The organism is Streptococcus pseudoporcinus LQ 940-04 (assembly GCF_000188035.1).
Taxonomy (GTDB): Bacteria; Bacillota; Bacilli; order Lactobacillales; family Streptococcaceae; genus Streptococcus; species Streptococcus pseudoporcinus.
This window is the reverse complement of sequence record NZ_AEUY02000005.1, coordinates 916,503-933,358: the sequence shown is the minus strand read 5'-3', so window position 1 is coordinate 933,358 and position 16,856 is coordinate 916,503. Positions and strand designations below refer to the sequence as shown.

General features: G+C 38.8%; 19 protein-coding genes. 8 read left to right on the top strand and 11 right to left on the bottom strand.

Translation table 11 applies throughout. The features are described from left to right. Positions 1 to 50: 50 nt before the first annotated feature. Complete coding sequence (gene gla, locus STRPS_RS05930) at positions 51 to 899, bottom strand: aquaglyceroporin Gla (protein ID WP_007892286.1); 849 nt, start codon at positions 897 to 899, stop codon at positions 51 to 53. Between the two features lie 123 nt (positions 900 to 1,022). On the opposite strand from gla, the gene STRPS_RS05925 reads away from it, so the two are divergent. Genes STRPS_RS05925 through STRPS_RS10880 form a run of 3 tightly spaced genes read left to right on the top strand, consistent with a single transcriptional unit; the run spans position 1,023 to position 3,677 of the window. Beyond that, positions 1,023 to 3,302, top strand: coding sequence for a Xaa-Pro dipeptidyl-peptidase (locus STRPS_RS05925; RefSeq protein WP_037598999.1), 2,280 nt, complete (start codon positions 1,023 to 1,025; stop codon positions 3,300 to 3,302). A gap of 36 nt (positions 3,303 to 3,338) precedes the next feature. Beyond that, positions 3,339 to 3,518 (top strand): hypothetical protein, encoded by a 180-nt coding sequence (locus STRPS_RS05920; protein ID WP_007892365.1) that lies wholly within the window; start codon positions 3,339 to 3,341, stop codon positions 3,516 to 3,518. A 33-nt stretch (positions 3,519 to 3,551) separates the two neighbouring features. After that, positions 3,552 to 3,677, top strand: a complete 126-nt coding sequence (locus STRPS_RS10880; protein WP_007892550.1) for a hypothetical protein — start codon at positions 3,552 to 3,554, stop codon at positions 3,675 to 3,677. Between the two features lie 138 nt (positions 3,678 to 3,815). Here the strand turns inward: STRPS_RS10880 and STRPS_RS05915 are convergent, their stop codons facing one another. Beyond that, the gene (locus tag STRPS_RS05915) at positions 3,816 to 4,037 is read right to left on the bottom strand and encodes a helix-turn-helix domain-containing protein (RefSeq protein WP_007892516.1); all 222 of its coding nucleotides are present in this window, start codon (positions 4,035 to 4,037) and stop codon (positions 3,816 to 3,818) included. Positions 4,038 to 4,211: 174 nt separating this feature from the next. On the opposite strand from STRPS_RS05915, the gene STRPS_RS05910 reads away from it, so the two are divergent. Together STRPS_RS05910 and STRPS_RS05905 are read left to right on the top strand one after the other, a co-directional pair. Then, positions 4,212 to 4,577: a helix-turn-helix domain-containing protein gene (locus tag STRPS_RS05910; protein ID WP_007892291.1), complete on the top strand. Its 366-nt coding sequence runs from the start codon at positions 4,212 to 4,214 to the stop codon at positions 4,575 to 4,577. 274 nt (positions 4,578 to 4,851) lie between these two features. Then, entirely contained in the window at positions 4,852 to 6,489 is a 1,638-nt protein-coding gene (locus STRPS_RS05905) for a phosphoenolpyruvate carboxykinase (ATP) (protein ID WP_007892544.1), read from the top strand. Between the two features lie 43 nt (positions 6,490 to 6,532). On the opposite strand, the gene STRPS_RS05900 is transcribed toward STRPS_RS05905, so the two are convergent. The 9 genes from STRPS_RS05900 to STRPS_RS05860 all read right to left on the bottom strand — a co-directional run bounded on the left by STRPS_RS05900 (position 6,533) and on the right by STRPS_RS05860 (position 13,313). Next, a complete protein-coding gene (locus STRPS_RS05900; RefSeq protein ID WP_007892551.1) occupies positions 6,533 to 7,924 on the bottom strand; it encodes an oxaloacetate decarboxylase subunit alpha in 1,392 nt (463 codons plus the stop codon). Position 7,925: 1 nt separating this feature from the next. Continuing rightward, on the bottom strand, positions 7,926 to 8,483 hold the full coding sequence (citX, locus tag STRPS_RS05895; RefSeq protein ID WP_007892347.1) for a citrate lyase holo-[acyl-carrier protein] synthase: 558 nt from the start codon (positions 8,481 to 8,483) through the stop codon (positions 7,926 to 7,928). Continuing rightward, positions 8,473 to 10,008, bottom strand: a complete 1,536-nt coding sequence (gene citF / locus STRPS_RS05890) for a citrate lyase subunit alpha (protein WP_007892255.1) — start codon at positions 10,006 to 10,008, stop codon at positions 8,473 to 8,475. The genes citX and citF overlap by 11 nt, the downstream gene beginning before the upstream one ends. Beyond that, complete coding sequence (gene citE, locus STRPS_RS05885; RefSeq protein WP_007892303.1) at positions 10,008 to 10,895, bottom strand: citrate (pro-3S)-lyase subunit beta; 888 nt, start codon at positions 10,893 to 10,895, stop codon at positions 10,008 to 10,010. Before citE ends, citF begins: the two co-directional genes overlap by 1 nt. Beyond that, positions 10,883 to 11,188, bottom strand: coding sequence for a citrate lyase acyl carrier protein (citD, locus tag STRPS_RS05880; protein WP_007892510.1), 306 nt, complete (start codon positions 11,186 to 11,188; stop codon positions 10,883 to 10,885). The genes citE and citD overlap by 13 nt, the downstream gene beginning before the upstream one ends. A 66-nt stretch (positions 11,189 to 11,254) precedes the next feature. Beyond that, a complete protein-coding gene (locus STRPS_RS10875; RefSeq protein WP_007896269.1) occupies positions 11,255 to 11,380 on the bottom strand; it encodes an OadG-related small transporter subunit in 126 nt (41 codons plus the stop codon). Between the two features lie 34 nt (positions 11,381 to 11,414). Further along, positions 11,415 to 12,536, bottom strand: coding sequence for a sodium ion-translocating decarboxylase subunit beta (locus STRPS_RS05870; RefSeq protein ID WP_007892536.1), 1,122 nt, complete (start codon positions 12,534 to 12,536; stop codon positions 11,415 to 11,417). A gap of 32 nt (positions 12,537 to 12,568) precedes the next feature. Beyond that, complete coding sequence (locus STRPS_RS05865) at positions 12,569 to 12,967, bottom strand: acetyl-CoA carboxylase biotin carboxyl carrier protein subunit (protein WP_007892330.1); 399 nt, start codon at positions 12,965 to 12,967, stop codon at positions 12,569 to 12,571. Between the two features lie 4 nt (positions 12,968 to 12,971). After that, positions 12,972 to 13,313 carry a hypothetical protein gene (locus STRPS_RS05860; RefSeq protein ID WP_007892564.1) on the bottom strand — a complete coding sequence of 114 codons (342 nt, stop codon included), beginning with the start codon at positions 13,311 to 13,313 and terminating at the stop codon, positions 12,972 to 12,974. 345 nt (positions 13,314 to 13,658) lie between these two features. Between STRPS_RS05860 and STRPS_RS05855 the strand changes: the two genes are divergently transcribed. From STRPS_RS05855 to citG, 3 genes are all read left to right on the top strand, one after another. Next, positions 13,659 to 15,062 (top strand): CitMHS family transporter, encoded by a 1,404-nt coding sequence (locus STRPS_RS05855; protein ID WP_007892372.1) that lies wholly within the window; start codon positions 13,659 to 13,661, stop codon positions 15,060 to 15,062. A 142-nt stretch (positions 15,063 to 15,204) separates the two neighbouring features. Then, on the top strand, positions 15,205 to 15,897 hold the full coding sequence (locus tag STRPS_RS05850) for a GntR family transcriptional regulator (protein ID WP_007892265.1): 693 nt from the start codon (positions 15,205 to 15,207) through the stop codon (positions 15,895 to 15,897). After that, positions 15,890 to 16,777, top strand: a complete 888-nt coding sequence (citG, locus tag STRPS_RS05845; RefSeq protein WP_007892341.1) for a triphosphoribosyl-dephospho-CoA synthase CitG — start codon at positions 15,890 to 15,892, stop codon at positions 16,775 to 16,777. The genes STRPS_RS05850 and citG overlap by 8 nt, the downstream gene beginning before the upstream one ends. Positions 16,778 to 16,856: the final 79 nt, after the last annotated feature.

Sequence of the window (16,856 nt, the reverse complement as noted above, 5' to 3'; positions counted from 1 at the left end):
ACCTCCTTATCTGAAGCGATGCTATCAGATAAGGAGGTTTTTAATTATAATTATTTGATATAAAGTAATTTAAAGATTGCAATTGCTAGAATAGCGGCCACAATTGGGCTAAGTACAGGTACCCATGCATACCACCATTTGGAATCACCTTTAGCTTGTCCAAGTACTGATTTAGGTAATAAATGGTGAACGATACGAGGACCAAGGTCGCGAGCAGGGTTTAAACCTGGGCCAGTTGGTCCTCCTAGGGAAGCCACGAGCGTCATCACGAGGAAACCAATTCCTAAATGAGCTACTGCCAAGCTACCTGAAGTGTAAGGAGCAGCCTGTGTTTCAGCAACTGTCTTATCATAACCAGCTGCAACCAGTTTACCAACTAATTCTGAACCGAAGAAATTCTTGGTTAATGCTAGAGCTCCAAAGAAAAGGACAAATGATCCAGCAAACTCATTAGCGAAGCCATTGATAAGAGCAGCTTTTCGGCTTGCTTTTGTTCCATCGTCAAGCGCTGAAATTGTTGAGAACGAACCCAAGATTGGATTTGGATTTTCTGTTTTACGGAAGTAAGGACCATAGACACCTACAAGGACAAGTTGACCAAACATAGCACCTAAAATTTGTGCAAGGATGTAAGGTAGAACATGTGCCCAAGGAAATAGTCCTGACACTGCAAGTCCTAATGTAAAGGCAGGATTGATGTGGTTACCTGAAACGTTACCAAACATTAAAGCTGGCATCATAACCCCAAAACCATAACCTAAGGCAATAATAACCCAACCTGAATTATTTCCTTTAGTTCCTTTCAAGTCAACGTTTGCAACTGCTCCATTACCTAAAATCAAAAGTAATGCCGTCGCAAGAAATTCTGTGACATATTTCACAGTCCATGTAACATCCATTTGTTTATACTTCCTCCAAGTGTTTAATAGTTTAGACAAGTACCATTTTATCAAGTATAATAGACAATGTAAAGCTGTAGAAAAAATTAAAACGTTTACTTAATAGAAAGAATGGTTACAGAAATGAGATATAATCAATTTTCCTATATCAAACCACAATACTTAGAAGCCAAAAAAGACCTTGAAACTTTAGGCTTTATCTTGGAAGACCAGCAAGACCCCAAAAGTCTATTGAAGGCTTTCTTGGAACACTACTTTTTCCTCATAGCTGATAAAGACTACCAATTAGCCAATATGATTTCCGACCAAGATAAGGATTTAGCGACTTTCTTTCAGTCTGATAAGCCTTTGTCAGAAGCTATCTTTCAACTTGTAGCCTTGCAACTGCTCGGGTTCATTCCTTTTTTTGATTTTCAAGATAGTAGTCATTTTGTAAAAGAAATTAACTTCCCTGTGACCTATAATGAAACAGAATTCTTACTTAGCCTTCACCATCTCTTGGCTTGTCGTAACAAATTGGGAATGACCTTATTTGACGACCTAGTAAGTAAAGGCATTATCCCCCAAGATAACGACTATCATTTCTTTAACGGTAAGTCCTTAGCTACTTTTGACACTAATCATCTGATAAAAGAGATCGTCTATGTAGAAGCTCCAGTTGATACAGATTGTGATGGTCACAAGGACTTGATCAAAGTTAATATCTTAAGGCCAAGAACTCAGCATAAGATTCCAAGCATAATGACTCCTAGCCCTTACCATCAAGGTGTCAACGAAGTGGCTAATGATAGAAAATTACACCAAATGGAAACTGAGCTTATGGTCAAAGAAGCTCATAAAATCGAGGTAGAGACCCGAAACATTCAAACCGAAAAACAAGAATACCCAACTCTTCCTAAAAGCCAAGCTACTGAGCACTTCTCTTTCATTGATTCCTATAGTCTAAATGACTACTTCCTAGCTCGCGGTTTTGCTAATATCTATGTCTCAGGAGTAGGTACAGCGGGTTCAGACGGCTTTATGACCTCAGGCGATTATCTGCAAATCGAAAGCTTTAAAGCTGTTATTGATTGGTTAAATGGCCGAGCAGTTGCCTATACTAGTCATAAACGTGATGCCCTTGTTGAAGCCAACTGGGCAAATGGTAAGGTCGCAACTACAGGTAAATCTTACTTAGGAACCATGTCAACAGGCTTAGCCACAACGGCTGTTGATGGTCTAGAAGTTATCATCGCAGAGGCCGCTATTTCTTCATGGTATGACTACTACCGTGAAAATGGTCTCATCTGTAGCCCAGGCGGTTATCCAGGTGAAGATTTAGATGTTTTAACGGAGTTGACCTATTCTCGCTCGCTTTTAGCGGGGGACTATCTCAGACAAAAAGAGAAGTATCACGTGCAATTACAGCAGCAAACCGAGGCACTAGATCGTGCAAGTGGCGACTATAATCAATTTTGGCATGATCGAAACTACCTTCCCCATGCTAAAAAAGTTAGGTGTGAAGTGGTCTTTACCCATGGTCTACAAGACTGGAATGTTAAGCCAAGCCATCTTTACCACATCTTCAATGCACTACCCGAATCGGTTGCTAAACACGCCTTTTTACATCATGGCCAACATGTTTACATGCATAACTGGCAATCTATTGATTTCAGAGAATCGATGAATGCTCTTTTAAGCAAAAAACTCTTGGGCAAAGAGAACCATTACCACTTACCAAGCCTTATCTGGCAAGACAACCAGCAAGTACAAGCTTGGCAAACACTTGAACAATTCGGTGCGTCAACTACTCACACTTTCACCATTGGTAATAGTCAACAAACCATTAGCAATCACTATTCTGAGGATACATTTACCAGCTATTGTAAAGACTTCAAAAGCTTTAAAAAAGATCTATTCTCCGGTAAGGCAAATGCCCTTACGCTAGAGATTGTACTTGATCGAGATGTTCACCTTAACGGAAAACCATGCTTACACCTGCGCGTCAAATCTTCTATTAATAAAGGACTTCTTTCTGCACAGCTATTAGACAAGGGGACTAAGAAACGCTTCAGTGATACACCGACTGTAGTTGAGCTAGCCTCTATTGACAATGGACAAAATTTTGCACGTGAGGATCTAAAAGAACTAGCTCTTACTGCTAGTGACTATCGTGTGGTCACCAAGGGGGTAATCAATTTACAAAATCGTCATGACTTGCTTACCGTTGAAGATGTTTTGCCTAATCAATGGATGACTTTTGATTTCCACTTACAACCAAGTATTTATCGCTTTAAAGCAGGCGATAAGCTTGATTTGCTTCTATACACTACTGATTTCGAACATACTATCAGAGATAATAGTGATTATCAAATAGTGGTTGACTGTGAACACTCTTCTCTGGAATTTCCCGTTGAAGATTAGTTAATAGAGTAGCCTGCTTACTCTTAAGGAGAAAAAATGAAATCATTTGCACAAGAAAACTATGGCAATAACCATCACTTTTGGTACCAAGCCGACACCTTTCAAAGTCATGACTATGGCACTATTTTTAACCACCAAACTGACTGGCTAGAGCAGTTACAACTCGTTATTAAAGAAGATTTAAGCAAGTTTTCCAAGAAGGATGATTTTTACTGATATTTTGGAGAAAGTCTAGATAACCTACCTTTGATGATACGCTATAAGAATGGTCAGTACGATATCCAAATTAACCTCAAAGATTTTGATTTTGCATTACATTTAGATACTATTTTAGCCTGGAAAAAACATTTAATCACCATCTTAACAGCAAGATAAAGCGGTCTAACTACTAATTTTCGATTAACAATTTAAGTAGGCAATCGTATTACCTACTTACAAGTAATTATCACCAATAACAAATAGAAAAAGACAAACGTCATAACCGAGGTTTGTCTTTTATATTGTCAGGGAATTTCATTTCACAAAAACCGAATCATCACCCAAAAAAATATCATCAACTGAAACTGACAGTATCTCTGCCATTAAGCATAACTTTTCATATTTTGCTCGTCTTAACATGGATACATCCTTTTCATATCTAGCAATTGTTCGAATAGAAATTCCTGTTTGGCTAGCAAGCTCTTCTTGTGTAAAGTTACGAGCACGTCTTATTTCCCTCAACGTTAATTTAGACACTTAGCACCTCCAAAATATATTTTTAATTAAACCTTTATGATAACAACATTATAAACTTCGGTTTTTATGAAGTCAAGTATTTCCTGTACTTTTAGGCAAGTTTTTAAAAAATATTTTGAAAAACTGCCATTTATGGTAAGATAGTAGATATAATCTGACAAAGGAGTCTGCTTTATGCCAACACAAAAGTCTTATTTCCCAAGCAATTTAAAATATCTCAGATTAGAAAAAAAGATGGAGCAATTAGAACTTGCCCAGAAAATTGGACGCAAAAGTGCTTCGACCATTAGTGAGTGGGAAAATGGCAAATATACCCCAAAGCAAGATATACTTCTCAAGGTTGCTGATCTTTTTCAGGTTGATATCAACACCTTAGTCTACGTTGATTTGACTAATAAAGGAAACTATCATTATAGTCAAGTCAATAACAATGATATTTCATACATCTCAGAACATTTAGACCCCAAACTCATGGAAGAATGGATTCACTTGGGAAAACATTTACTAGAAGAACAGAATAAAAAGACCACTGATGATTAGTCATTAGTCCTACTTCTGTCACTAAGCTTTGCTCAAAGACAAACGCTAAATGCTGGTTTGTCTTTTTTGCTTTTCTTTTACATCTCTCTCCAGTTTAACCGTCCCAATGAGAACCTCTAAATTTAGACTTAGTGTAGCTACATTTTTGTTCTCGTGCTACCTTTTATCCTCTTGTCCAAAAAAATGTTCCAAAACTGTTCTGAATCTTTACCTGACTTGTTGTAAGCCTTTTCATTTGGTAAAATGGTGGTAATAAAAACAAAGGAGAAAGCCTATGGCCACCATTAATTCTTTCCCCAGAGAGAGCATTCGAAAAGACAATAATCATTTCTCAGAAGTTAAAACTTTAATTGAAACAGTCTTCTATGGTAACAATGTGAAGCTACTTAAAAATTTAAAAGAAGCCTATGATTTAGCTGTTAAGGCCCCTAATACAATCGTTTTAGACCAAACTATTTCTCATCCCCATGAGTTAGACTTACCTAGGAATGCTAAAGTTCTGCTAGCTAATAGTGGGGCTATCGTTGGTCGAACAGCAAAAGCTAGACGGATTTCTGGACAAAATCTGGAAGAAGATTGTCAGATTGCAGCCATTTTAAGAGAAGCTCTTTATCAAAGTAGCTTTAAGCCTTTTATTTCAGGTCAAGCTGTGGTTGGTTTGGATCACCAATTCATGGTTAAAGCACATATTATGATGCCTGAAAATGAAATCAATAACCTGTATTCTTGGTTACTGAATTTTCAAATGCTAAATGGCCACTACCAAGAACTCCTGAATGACTCCAAACCTTTAGACGAAAATGATATTTACATTTATTTCAATCCTGACTGGTCTCATCCAGATTATCCTCATGGTTTAGCCTACTTTGATAAAGATCATAATGTAGCAGCTATCTTAGGCTTAAACTATTTTGGTGAAATTAAAAAAGCAACACTGACTTTAGCATGGGCAATAGCTGCCCGGCATGGTTATGTTGCTTGTCATGGTGGCCTAAAAGAATTCAAGAGTGGTAGAGAAACCTATGTCGCTTCTTTCTTTGGTCTGTCTGGCTCTGGCAAATCAACCTTAACACATGCTAAACACCAGGGTAAATATCCTATTCAGGTCCTTCATGATGATGCCTTTATTATTTCAACAAAAGATGGTTCTTCTGTCGCCTTAGAGCCATCCTACTTTGACAAAACCAGTGACTACCCAGCAGGACACCCAGAACAAAACTACTTCTTAACTGTTCAAAATTGTGGGGTTACTTTAGATTCAGATGGCAATAAGACACTCGTCACTGAAGATATCCGCAATGGCAATGGTCGTACCGTAAAATCTCGCTTTGCAACACCAGACCGGGTCGATTGTGTTCGTGCCCCCATTTCTGCCATTTTTTGGATTATGAAAGATGATTCGCTACCACCTTTAGTAAAAGTTGCTGATCCTATTATGGCTTCTGCTTTAGGTTGCACACTGATGACTAAGCGCTCCAATGCAGAAAATGCGGCAGGTGATTTGGGAACCTTAGTTATTGAACCTTATGCTAATCCTTTTCGCATCTATCCCCTAGAAGAAGATTTTGATAAATTTTATCAACTCTTTGCCTCAGGTGTTGATTGCTACATCATCAATACCGGTGACTTCTTAAACCAAAATATTGACAAACAAACGACTTTATCCTGCATTGAGGCTATTATTGATCAAACAGCAGACTTTAAAAACTTTGAAAAAGTGCCTGATTTTTCTTATTTACAACTAGATGAGTTTACTATTGATGATAATGATGCTAACTATCTCGCTTTGCTAAAAGAAAGAATGGCTTTCCGCCTTAATTTTCTAAAAGACTTGCTTGATGAAAATAAAGAAAATGCGCACATTAAGCAAAGCGTCCTTAAGTTAGAAAAAATAATAGCACATTTAAGCTAAAGAAAAAACATTAAGTGGTATAAGCTCACTTAATGTTTTTTCTTTAGCTTAAATCAATACTAACAGACACCTCTTGGATTGGCACATCATAGAAAGGATCTTCTCTGCGACCTAAGAAATCTCGAGCTTGTTTCGGGAAGGAAGCATAACTGAGAACATCTTCCTCACTTTTAGCATACTGTGCAATAGCTTCACGTAAACTTGGAAGTTGAGGTTCAATGAGGTCAGCAGGGCGGATAGTAACAACTTCTTCATCACCAATAATTATTTCCTTAATGCCTTCTGCTAGAGGTGCTGGTGGCCGACCATAAAGACCACGAACATAATCTTTAATCTCATTTGGAACAACTTTAAATCGTTCACCTGAAATGACATTCATCAAGGCTTGGGTTCCTACCATTTGTGATAATGGTGTTACCAGTGGCGGATAGCCCAAGTCTGCTCTAACCCGAGGTACCTCTGCTAAAACATCTTCATATTTATCAGCTAAGCCCTGTTCTGTTAACTGGCTTAATAGATTGGACAACATCCCACCTGGCACTTGATAAAGCAAGGTTTTAGGTTCTATATCTTTTACTTTTGGATTCAGCAGCCCTTCAGCACGGAAATGATCACGTACTGTGTTAAGATGCGCAGCTACTTTTTCGACTTCTTTTAAGTTAATACCTGTCTCAAATCCTAAATCTTCAAGCCCCATCACCACTGATTCTGTAGCAGGTTGGCTTGTTCCGCCAGCAAATGAGGACACTGCTGTATCAATAATATCAGCACCAGCTTCTGCAACCTTAAGGTAAGTCATTTCTGAAATACCACTGGTTGCATGGGTGTGAATTTCAAGTGGTAAATCCACTACTGCTTTAATGCCTTTGACCAAATCGTAACCTGTTTGTGGGGTAAGGACTCCTGCCATATCTTTGATACAAATGGAGTCTGCACCAATTTGTGCATACTCTTCTGCCAATGTAACAAAGTAGTCAACAGTATGAACAGGACTTGTGGTATAAGAAATTGCAACCTGCGCATGTCCTCCAAATTCCTTGGTAGCTGCTAAGGCAGTCTGTAAATTACGAGGATCGTTTAAGGCGTCAAAAATCCGAATAATATCAATCCCATTTTCAATTGATTTTTGGACAAAGGATCTCACAACATCATCGGCGTAATTGCGATAACCTAACAAATTTTGCCCACGTAACAACATCTGCAATTTCGTTTTTTTGACAGCCTTACGGATAGTGCGTAGACGTTCCCAAGGGTCTTCATCTAAATAGCGAAGACAAGAGTCAAAGGTTGCACCTCCCCAAACCTCTAAGGCATGATAGCCAGCATTATCTAAGTTTTCTAGGATTGGTAGCATCTGTTCTGTTGTCATACGTGTTGCAATTTGACTTTGCTGTCCATCTCTAAGAACCGTTTCCGTAATACGGACTTTTGTCATTTTATTCCTCCTTAGTGTGACTAATTGTTGAAGTGATGATTTGCTGAATAGCCTTATGCATTTCTTCTACGCTATGTTTACGAGAACGTCCACATGCTTTAGCGTTCTCCGAGCAAACATAGCATCTTCTAGCTGGTAGACCAAGATCTTGACGACTAATAGACTGCAAATGCCCATCTGATAAGGTAAGCACATCAAGATCAAATAGCCTCCCTAAAGGGTTTTCCATTTCAAGAGCGATCATTCTTTCTTTCAGAGAAGTCGCTGATAAATGGGTTAAGAGGTAGTACTCAGCACCTGTCTTTAAGGGCAGGTACAGGTCATAGAAAATGGCTTGATCAGCTAATTTGGCCTGAATAACTGCTATCATCTCTTCAAATAAGGCTAATAATTGAGGTGATGTTTTGATTGGACCTGGAATATTCATTGTTACCGATAGGAGATTAGCGTCGGTATTTTTGCTCAATAAAGAGAAATGTCGAAGACTTCGTTGCTCCCTAGACTCCATCATTTCTTCCAAACCGATCTTTTCACCAGTAAATAATTCATTAGTGGACATTATGGACAAGATCAATCAAGCTGCCATCACGGTATTCAATTAAGGCGACTACTTTATCTCCATACTGGATAGTATCAGGTTGACCAACAATGGCATAAGCTTTTTCTTTCAAATCTTGAATTGTCAATTGTGGTACTTTTAAGTCCTTAAAATGTTCTACTAAATCAGGCCGATTAGGATTAATAGCAATACCAATCTCAGTGACAATAACGTCAACACTTGTTCCAGGAGTGATAACAGTATTAACCTGATCGACAAAGGTTGGAATTCGTCCACGTACCAGGGGTGAAATCACTAAACTCATTTTAGCAGCAAAAGCTGTGTCACAATGACCTCCTGAAGCTCCACGGATAACACCATCTGAACCTGTCATGACGTTAACATTAAAGTCAGTGTCAACTTCTAGAGCAGATAAAATGCAAGTATCTAGCTGGTTAATGACTGAACCCTTACTTAAGGGTGAGGCATACATGTTAGCATCTATTTCATAATGTTGGCTATTTTGGTCTAAGGAAATAGCTGATGGATGGTCAAAGTCCTGCACATCAATAATTTTTTCAATTAAACCTTCTTCTAGCAGTTCAACCATGGCATTGGTAATGCCACCTAAAGCAAAGCTTGCTGTGATGCCATCTTTAAGCATTTGCTCTCTCATATAACGCGTAACTGCTAATGAGGCTCCGCCTGTTCCCGTTTGGAAAGAAAAACCTTCTTTATAATAGGGAGAATTCGTAATGACTTTTGAAGCATACTCAGCAATGAGCAACTCTTTAGGATTTTTTGTGAAGCGTGTCGCACCTTTGGCAATACCTGCTGGGTCACCAATGGCATCAACGACAACAACATAATCCACATCAGTTTGAGGGATTGAAATTGGGGTATTGGGATAAGGCATTAAGCTATCTGTTATAATGACAACCTGATCTGCATATTTAGCATCAATCATAGCATAACCTAAGGAGCCACAGGTTGCTTTACCCTTGGTCCCGTTTGCATTTCCATAGGCATCTGAACTTGGAGCTCCTAAAAATGCAACATCAATATGGATATCTCCTGAGGCAATAGCACGCGCCCGGCCACCATGTGAACGAATGACGACAGGATTTTCCATAATACCCGCCGAAATAGCTGCGCCTACTTTATCACGCAATCCAGAAGATGTAATATTTGTAACCACACCATTTTTGATATGCTCAATCAAAGGCTCGTGCACATTGGCGATTGAACTTGGGGCAATTGATATGTTTTTGATTCCTAGATTAGCAATTTCTTCCAAGACCATGTTCATAACAAAGTCACCTTCGCGGAAGTGATGATGGAAGGAAATGGTCATACCATCTTTTAGTCCGGTTTTTTCAATTGCTTCGCGGATACTTGCCAGCATTTTATTATCTTTTGGTTTAACCGGTCGAATAGTCCGACTTGCTTCCTTGTAATTTTGAATATGCGCTAATTCACCTTCAAATACACCATATGAGTCAGCATATTCTTGAGGAATATCGCGTTTAACTTTGTTAACAACCATTAGATGTCCTCCTCAGTAAGTAATTGAGCAGCTTTAGCAAGCATAATGACACGTTCTGCACGTTCAACAATTGGCTTATCAACCATTTTGCCTTTTAGAGAAATGACACCTGAACCTTTACTTTCTGCTTCACGGATTGCCCAGATAACTTCTTTAGCATCTTGAATTTCTTTTTCCGTAGGTGCATATACCTCATTCACTAACGGAATTTGGCGTGGGTTGATAACTGATTTTCCATCAAACCCAAGTTGTTTAATCATACGAACTTCATTTTGGAAACCTTCGGTATTATTCACATCTGAATAGACTGTATCAATGGCAGCAATACCAGCTGCACGAGCCGCATGTAGAATCATACTACGAGCAAAGAAAAGTTCTTGGCCATCAGGGTGACGTCGTGTTTTCATATTGGTCACATAATCTTCTGCTCCCAAGGCAATCCCAATCAAACGATCTGATGCTTTTGCAATCTCCCTTGCATTAAGGACACCTTCTGCTGATTCAATAGCTGCCATCATTTTTGTACGTCCAACAGCAATACCATTTTCACGTTCAACACGTTCAATCACAGCTTCTACATCGATAATATCTTGGGCAGTTTCTGTTTTAGGCAAGCGAACCACATTAACACCTGCTATAACAACAGCTTCAATATCTAAGGCTCCGACAGTATCTAGGCCATTCACACGAACAACCGTCTCCACAGAACTGTAATCAAATGTTTTTAAGGCAAAGTGAACTAAAGCTCTCGAAGTGTCTTTTTCTTTTAATGAGACCGAGTCTTCCAGATCAAACATAATTGAATCTGCTCCATAAAGCGGAGCATCTCTAAGCATAGCTGCGTTCGCACCAGGAACAAACATCATCGTTCTTCTTAAACGTTCCATGTGTCGATCTCCTTCCAATTGTAATGATCAACGCCGGCTGCACGGTGTACAGCTACAATGGTCCGCGCCTGAATTGTACAATCAAGCGCACCTTTGTCAACAGCGTGAACAGAGACTTTGTCAACACCTAAATGTTTTAAAGATTCTTCAATAACCTGACGAATGCGCCGGCCAAATTGTTTCTCAACACTACTTTCTAAATCAATAGTAATGCCATCTGTAGCTGGACTAACCGTAATCATGATATCGCTTGATTCCAAACTTCCTGCAACTGCAGTTTGCGAAATTTCCATAAATATACCTCACTATCTTGATGTCTGACATCTGATTGGTAGATGTTAGGCAAGTCATAACTTTGTTTATTTTTCTGGCAATAACTTAATGAGTAGCTCTGCCACGGCATAAAGTATTCCTAAAACAATAAATACTCCTACCATTCCTAGTGCCATAAGCTCAAAAGCCATGACTAAATGTTCCATGTTCATCATTATTTATCCTCTTCTAATTATCAATCTATCCTTAGCTAAAGAATGATAGTAGCAAACCACCTGCAATAACAGAGGCAATCTGACCAGAAACGTTAGCTCCGACAGCATACATGAGAATGAAATTCTGTGGATCCTCATCAGTTGCCATTTTTTGAATGACACGGCTTGACATTGGGAAGGCTGAAATCCCAGCCGCTCCTATCATCGGATTAATTTTATTCTTGCGGAACAGATTTAAAATCTTGGCAAAAACAACCCCACCGATAGAATCCATGATGAAGGCAACTAGACCAAAGAGAATGATCATTAATGTTTGGACATTCAAGAAAAGATGAGCCTGCATCTTAACCGAAATCGTTAACCCTAAAAGAATAGATACAATGTTTACCAGTTCGTTTTGCGCTGTCATTGAAAGACGATCTAAAACACCACATTCCCTTAGCAAATTACCAAACATCAGAAAGCCAACTAAAGGTAATGAAATCGGAGCTATAAAACCTGCAACAAAAGTGATCACAATTGGGAATAAAATTTTTGTTAGTTTAGAGACACTTTCTGCTTTATAGGTCATGCGGATTTGACGTTCTTTTTTAGTTGTTACTAACTTGATAGCAAAAGGTTGAATAATCGGAACTAAGGCCATATAAGAATAAGCCGCAACCGTAATTGGCCCTAATAACTTAGGTGCTAATTGATTAGCAACGAAAATTGAAGTTGGCCCATCTGCTGCACCGATGATCCCAATAGAAGCTGCTTCTTTAATATCAAAGCCAGCCATAACTGCAACAACTACCACAAAGAAAATACCAAACTGTGCTGCTGCTCCAAATAGTAACATAAACGGGTTTTGAAGGAGCGGCCCAAAATCAATCATGGCCCCAATTCCGATAAAAATTAAGAGTGGGAATAATTCTGTTCCTATCCCAATATTAAACAGTGTATCAAAAACACCTTCTTGGTGTACGCCATTAACAACTTGTGTTAGGACACCTGTACCAGGAAAATTGACTAGAATTGTTCCCAGTCCCATTGGAACCAATAGAGTTGGTTCATATTCTTTTTTAATCCCTAAATACATTAATAGCCCACCGATGATCATCATCGTGATTTGTGGGATGGTAATAGAGGTTAACCCTTGAATTAATATTTCCACGTGACACTTCCTTTTCTAGATTCTTTTCAAACTTAATTGATAGTAATCAAACCATCACCAGCATTAACACTTTGCCCTTGAGAGACATGGATAGCTGAAACAGTACCTGCCTGGCTAGCAACAATTTCATTTTCCATTTTCATGGCTTCAAGAATCATCAAAGGCTGGTTTTCAGAAACAGTATCTCCAACCTTAACAAGAATTTTCAAAATCGTACCAGGCATAGGGGACGCCATTGCATCGGCACCTGCAGGAGCTACTGGCGTCGCTACTGGAGCAACTTTTTCTTCCGCTACTGGAGTAGTACTCTCCACTGGAGCTGCTGGACCTGGTGAGGGCGCTACTGGAGCTGGCGTAACCGCCCCTCCCATTTCTTCCATTTCCACCATATATTCTTTTCCATCAATTGTAATTTTAAATTTACGTAACATCTTATTATTCTCCCAAAATTTCATTTTTTTTACGATAAACGGATTTAACCACTAACTGCCTATCCGGTTTGTCAATACTAGCAATACTTGTTGCAATTAAAGAAACCGTTAAAAGTTCAGGGTTCCTTTGCCAAATTTTCTTAACCTTGAACTGACTATTTGGTCGATCTCCAGCAGCAATTGCGGTTGCAATTAAACTCACTAAGGTCGGATCATCAGACTCTACAGGGATGTACCCAGGTAATAATTCCCATTCATCTTTTTCTGGAGTTTCTATTGCAGATAAGTGATTATTACTAGCTGAAGTCACTCCTTTTCGACCGAATAGGCCTTGAAATAGTCTCATTAATTTCCTCCTTTCATCTCCTTACGATATGATGACAGACCATTGGTCTATAGACTTTATATGCTAATGCTATTATATAATGAAAACGCATTTATGATTGGCTTTTTTGTGTTTTTTCATTTTCAGATATTATCATTGAAATGAAAATAAAGAACCTGTGAACTTTTTCTCAAGTTTTTGTTTTTTTATTGTTTTTTCTCAAAAAACCGCTTTCATTTTCAATCGCTTTCATATAAACTATGGTTGTCACTTACTCAATGACAGATTTTTTAATCAAACTGTCTGAAAAACTCATTAAGTAACCCCTAATTTGTCAACTAAATAAATTATATAAAGGAGAGGCTTATGTTACTCACTATTTTGGCTTATGCCATGATTGCCATTTTCATGTACGTGGTTATGTCTAAGAAAATGTCACCTCTATCAGCATTAGTAATGGTTCCCCTTATTTTTACCATTATTGCTTTCTTTACTGGTGTTGCTGATGTCACTGCAGACCCAGCATTTGTAAAATCACTGGGTGGTGAAAAAATTGCCAACAATCTATCAGCAATAGGACCAATGGTTCTATATGGAATCAATCAAACCGCAAAAACAGGAATTATGCTACTCTTTGCAATCCTTTACTTTTCAATCATGTTGGACACCGGTTTATTTGATCCAATAACTGAAAAGATGATCCGTTTCGCTAAAGGCGATCCAATGAAGGTTTTAATGGCGACAGCTATTGTATCAGCAGCTGTTTCAATGAATGGTGATGGTACAACAACAACCTTAATTGTTGTCTCAGCCTTCTTACCGATCTACCAAAAATTAAATATGAAAGTCATGAATCTAGGTGTCTTGATTATTCTTCAAAATACTATCATGAACTTACTACCTTGGGGTGGGCCAACAGCGCGTGCCATGTCTGTTCTTAATGTTGGCTCTGAAATTTTGGCCTTCCTAGCACCAGGTATGATTATTTCACTGCTTTACGTCATTTTCATTGTAGCTCCAAGCATGGGACGCAAGGAACGTCAACGTTTAGGAATTACACATCTATCAGATCAAGAGATGACAAAGCTGACAGAGATTTCTGATCCTGAAAAAGAGGCCATCCGTCGTCCAGATTTATTCCTATTCAATGGGATTATGACAATCATTCTTATTACATGGTTAGTCGCTGGGTCCTTTATTCCAGCTATTCAAGTCCCTTCTCTCCTACTCTTCGCAGTTGGAACAATTGTAGCTCTCATGGTAAACTACCCTAACCTAAAAGACCAATCCAAGCGCATTGGTGACAATGCTGGTGATGCCGTTCAGGTTGTTATCCTTGTTTTCGCTGCTGGGATTTTTATGGGACTTTTCCAAGGTTCAGGTATGGCCAACGCCTTAGCGCAAAGCTTTACAACCATTATTCCTAAACAACTTGCTGGCTTCTGGGGATTAATTATTGCCCTTTTATCTGCTCCTGGTACTTTCTTCTTATCAAACGATGGTTTCTACTATGGTATCATGCCAGTTCTCGCTCAAGCTGGTGCTCGTTATGGCTTTGACAACATGTCAATGGCCCTTGCATCCCTCATGGGACAAGCCTTCCACTTATTAAGTCCTCTCGTTGCCTTCATTTACCTCCTTCTTCGCTTAACTGGCTTAGATATGGGAGAATGGCAAAGGACAGCTGGTAAATATGCACTTGGGATTTTCATCATCTTTATCTTAACCATTATTCTAATGGGCCATATGCCAATCTATATCCCTCAATAACGCATTGCCACCTCCAATAAACAGGTTATTCTCCTTGAAGGATAACCTTTTTTTAATGAATCGCCCAATTAGCTTATCCGAATAAGTCTATATTTATTCAAACAAATTGGTTATAATGAAAAGAAAAGGACAAGGAGATCTTATGAATTCAGTTACCGATATCGTAAAAAAGAATTTAGCATTATCCAAAAATATTCCTCTTAAGATTGCTTTATATGAGGCCTTCAAAAAAACCATTGTTTTAAGAGAAATACCTGCTGGTACCCGCATTAATGAAAAAGAATTTTCCACTGAACTAAACATTAGCAGAACACCTATCCGTTACGCTCTAAGTGTGCTTCAAGAAGAAAAACTCGTTGAACATATTCCAAACAGAGGGATTATCGTCAAAGGCGTTAGCCTACAAGATGCTCATGAAATTTTCGAAATCCGTAAATCATTAGATACCTTAGCATCAACTACAGCTATGAATAAAATGACTAAGGCCGACTTTGATGAAATGAAACAACTCTTAGAGACCTGTGAAGGTTATTTATTGGACCATGAAATTGATAAAGTTCTCCAAAATTTCAACGATTTTAATAACCTCATCTATGAAAAAAGTCAGATGCTACGCTTAAAAGAAATTGTGTCAAGGCTACAAACTTATCTCCTCTATTTTCGTCGTATCTCCATTTCCTCCGACGCCCGTCGCCGAAATGCATTGGATGAACATTGGATGATTTATAGAGGAATGAAGAATAAAGATTATCAGCAGGTCACCCTAATTACCCATGAACATTTGAACCATTCTTTAGACTTTATTATTCAAGAAATGGAACAGTCCAATGAATAGCAAGGAAAAAATAGCCTTTTTTAGCCAGCTCGCAACTAAGGCTCTACTCTACGAAGTGACCTTAACACCTAAACCGGGACTAGTTGACAGTGCAAATAACGGATCTCATGCCGATATGACCTTGACCACTTTCTTAGATTCTACTCTGGCGCTTGCTCCCCATTTCCAACGCTATCTTGAATTGGGCTATAAGCACCATCAAAAAAAACCTCAAGAACTCTTCAACCTGCTTAGACACGAGGGAATTTCAGCAGAACAAGCCATGTTTCAAGCAACCAAGGGTATCAATACCCACAAAGGTGTCAACTTTTCCTTTGCTCTACTTCTAGGTTCGACCGGCGCCCATCTTGCAAAACATCCGGAACTCTTGCATAATGCCACTTTTACAGCAACGGATAGCCAAGCTATTTGTCAGGCCATCGTCCCAATGACAAGTCATCTGATCGAAATGGATTTAGGAGATTTGCAGAGCAAAACAGAATTAACCTACGGCGAGAAACTTTACCTTCATTACGGGATTAAAGGTCCCAGAGGCGAAGCCAGTCAAGGCTACCCTAGTGTCTGGAAAAAAGCTCTGCCTTACCTCCGACAACTCGCTAAACTAGAAATGACAAGCCAAGAGCGACAACTACGATTATTGGTCTTTCTTATGACTTTCGTTGAAGATGCTAACCTTATCCACAGAGCTAGCATTGAGGACCTCTACCAAGTTCAAGCAGACAGCAGAATGCTTCTTAAAAAGGCAACTGATTTTAACCAGTTGCTAGCAGATTTAGAACGCTATAATCACAGTATGGTAGAACGTAACCTTAGCCCAGGTGGCTCCGCTGACCTTTTAGCTCTTACTTTTTATTTTGCTTTCTTAGAAAAGCTTTTATAAGCCAAAAACAGGATACCTCTAAGCATCCTGTTTTTTAGTTAAATAAGTGATAGTTTAATGGGGAGTAGCATAACAATAA

Bases quoted from the DNA above. Each gene is read 5' to 3' on its own strand.
- STRPS_RS05910 (WP_007892291.1), top strand. From the start codon at position 4,212: ATGCCAACACAAAAGTCTTATTTCCCAAGCAATTTAAAATATCTCAGA.
- STRPS_RS05905 (WP_007892544.1), top strand. From the start codon at position 4,852: ATGGCCACCATTAATTCTTTCCCCAGAGAGAGCATTCGAAAAGACAAT.
- STRPS_RS10875 (WP_007896269.1), bottom strand. From the start codon at position 11,380: ATGAACATGGAACATTTAGTCATGGCTTTTGAGCTTATGGCACTAGGA.
- citD (WP_007892510.1), bottom strand. From the start codon at position 11,188: ATGGAAATTTCGCAAACTGCAGTTGCAGGAAGTTTGGAATCAAGCGAT.
- STRPS_RS05925 (WP_037598999.1), top strand. From the start codon at position 1,023: ATGAGATATAATCAATTTTCCTATATCAAACCACAATACTTAGAAGCC.
- STRPS_RS05860 (WP_007892564.1), bottom strand. From the start codon at position 13,313: ATGAGACTATTTCAAGGCCTATTCGGTCGAAAAGGAGTGACTTCAGCT.
- STRPS_RS05865 (WP_007892330.1), bottom strand. From the start codon at position 12,967: ATGTTACGTAAATTTAAAATTACAATTGATGGAAAAGAATATATGGTG.
- citX (WP_007892347.1), bottom strand. From the start codon at position 8,483: ATGTCCACTAATGAATTATTTACTGGTGAAAAGATCGGTTTGGAAGAA.
- STRPS_RS05920 (WP_007892365.1), top strand. From the start codon at position 3,339: ATGAAATCATTTGCACAAGAAAACTATGGCAATAACCATCACTTTTGG.
- gla (WP_007892286.1), bottom strand. From the start codon at position 899: ATGGATGTTACATGGACTGTGAAATATGTCACAGAATTTCTTGCGACG.
- STRPS_RS10880 (WP_007892550.1), top strand. From the start codon at position 3,552: ATGATACGCTATAAGAATGGTCAGTACGATATCCAAATTAACCTCAAA.
- citG (WP_007892341.1), top strand. From the start codon at position 15,890: ATGAATAGCAAGGAAAAAATAGCCTTTTTTAGCCAGCTCGCAACTAAG.
- STRPS_RS05855 (WP_007892372.1), top strand. From the start codon at position 13,659: ATGTTACTCACTATTTTGGCTTATGCCATGATTGCCATTTTCATGTAC.
- STRPS_RS05850 (WP_007892265.1), top strand. From the start codon at position 15,205: ATGAATTCAGTTACCGATATCGTAAAAAAGAATTTAGCATTATCCAAA.
- STRPS_RS05900 (WP_007892551.1), bottom strand. From the start codon at position 7,924: ATGACAAAAGTCCGTATTACGGAAACGGTTCTTAGAGATGGACAGCAA.
- citF (WP_007892255.1), bottom strand. From the start codon at position 10,008: ATGGTTGTTAACAAAGTTAAACGCGATATTCCTCAAGAATATGCTGAC.
- citE (WP_007892303.1), bottom strand. From the start codon at position 10,895: ATGGAACGTTTAAGAAGAACGATGATGTTTGTTCCTGGTGCGAACGCA.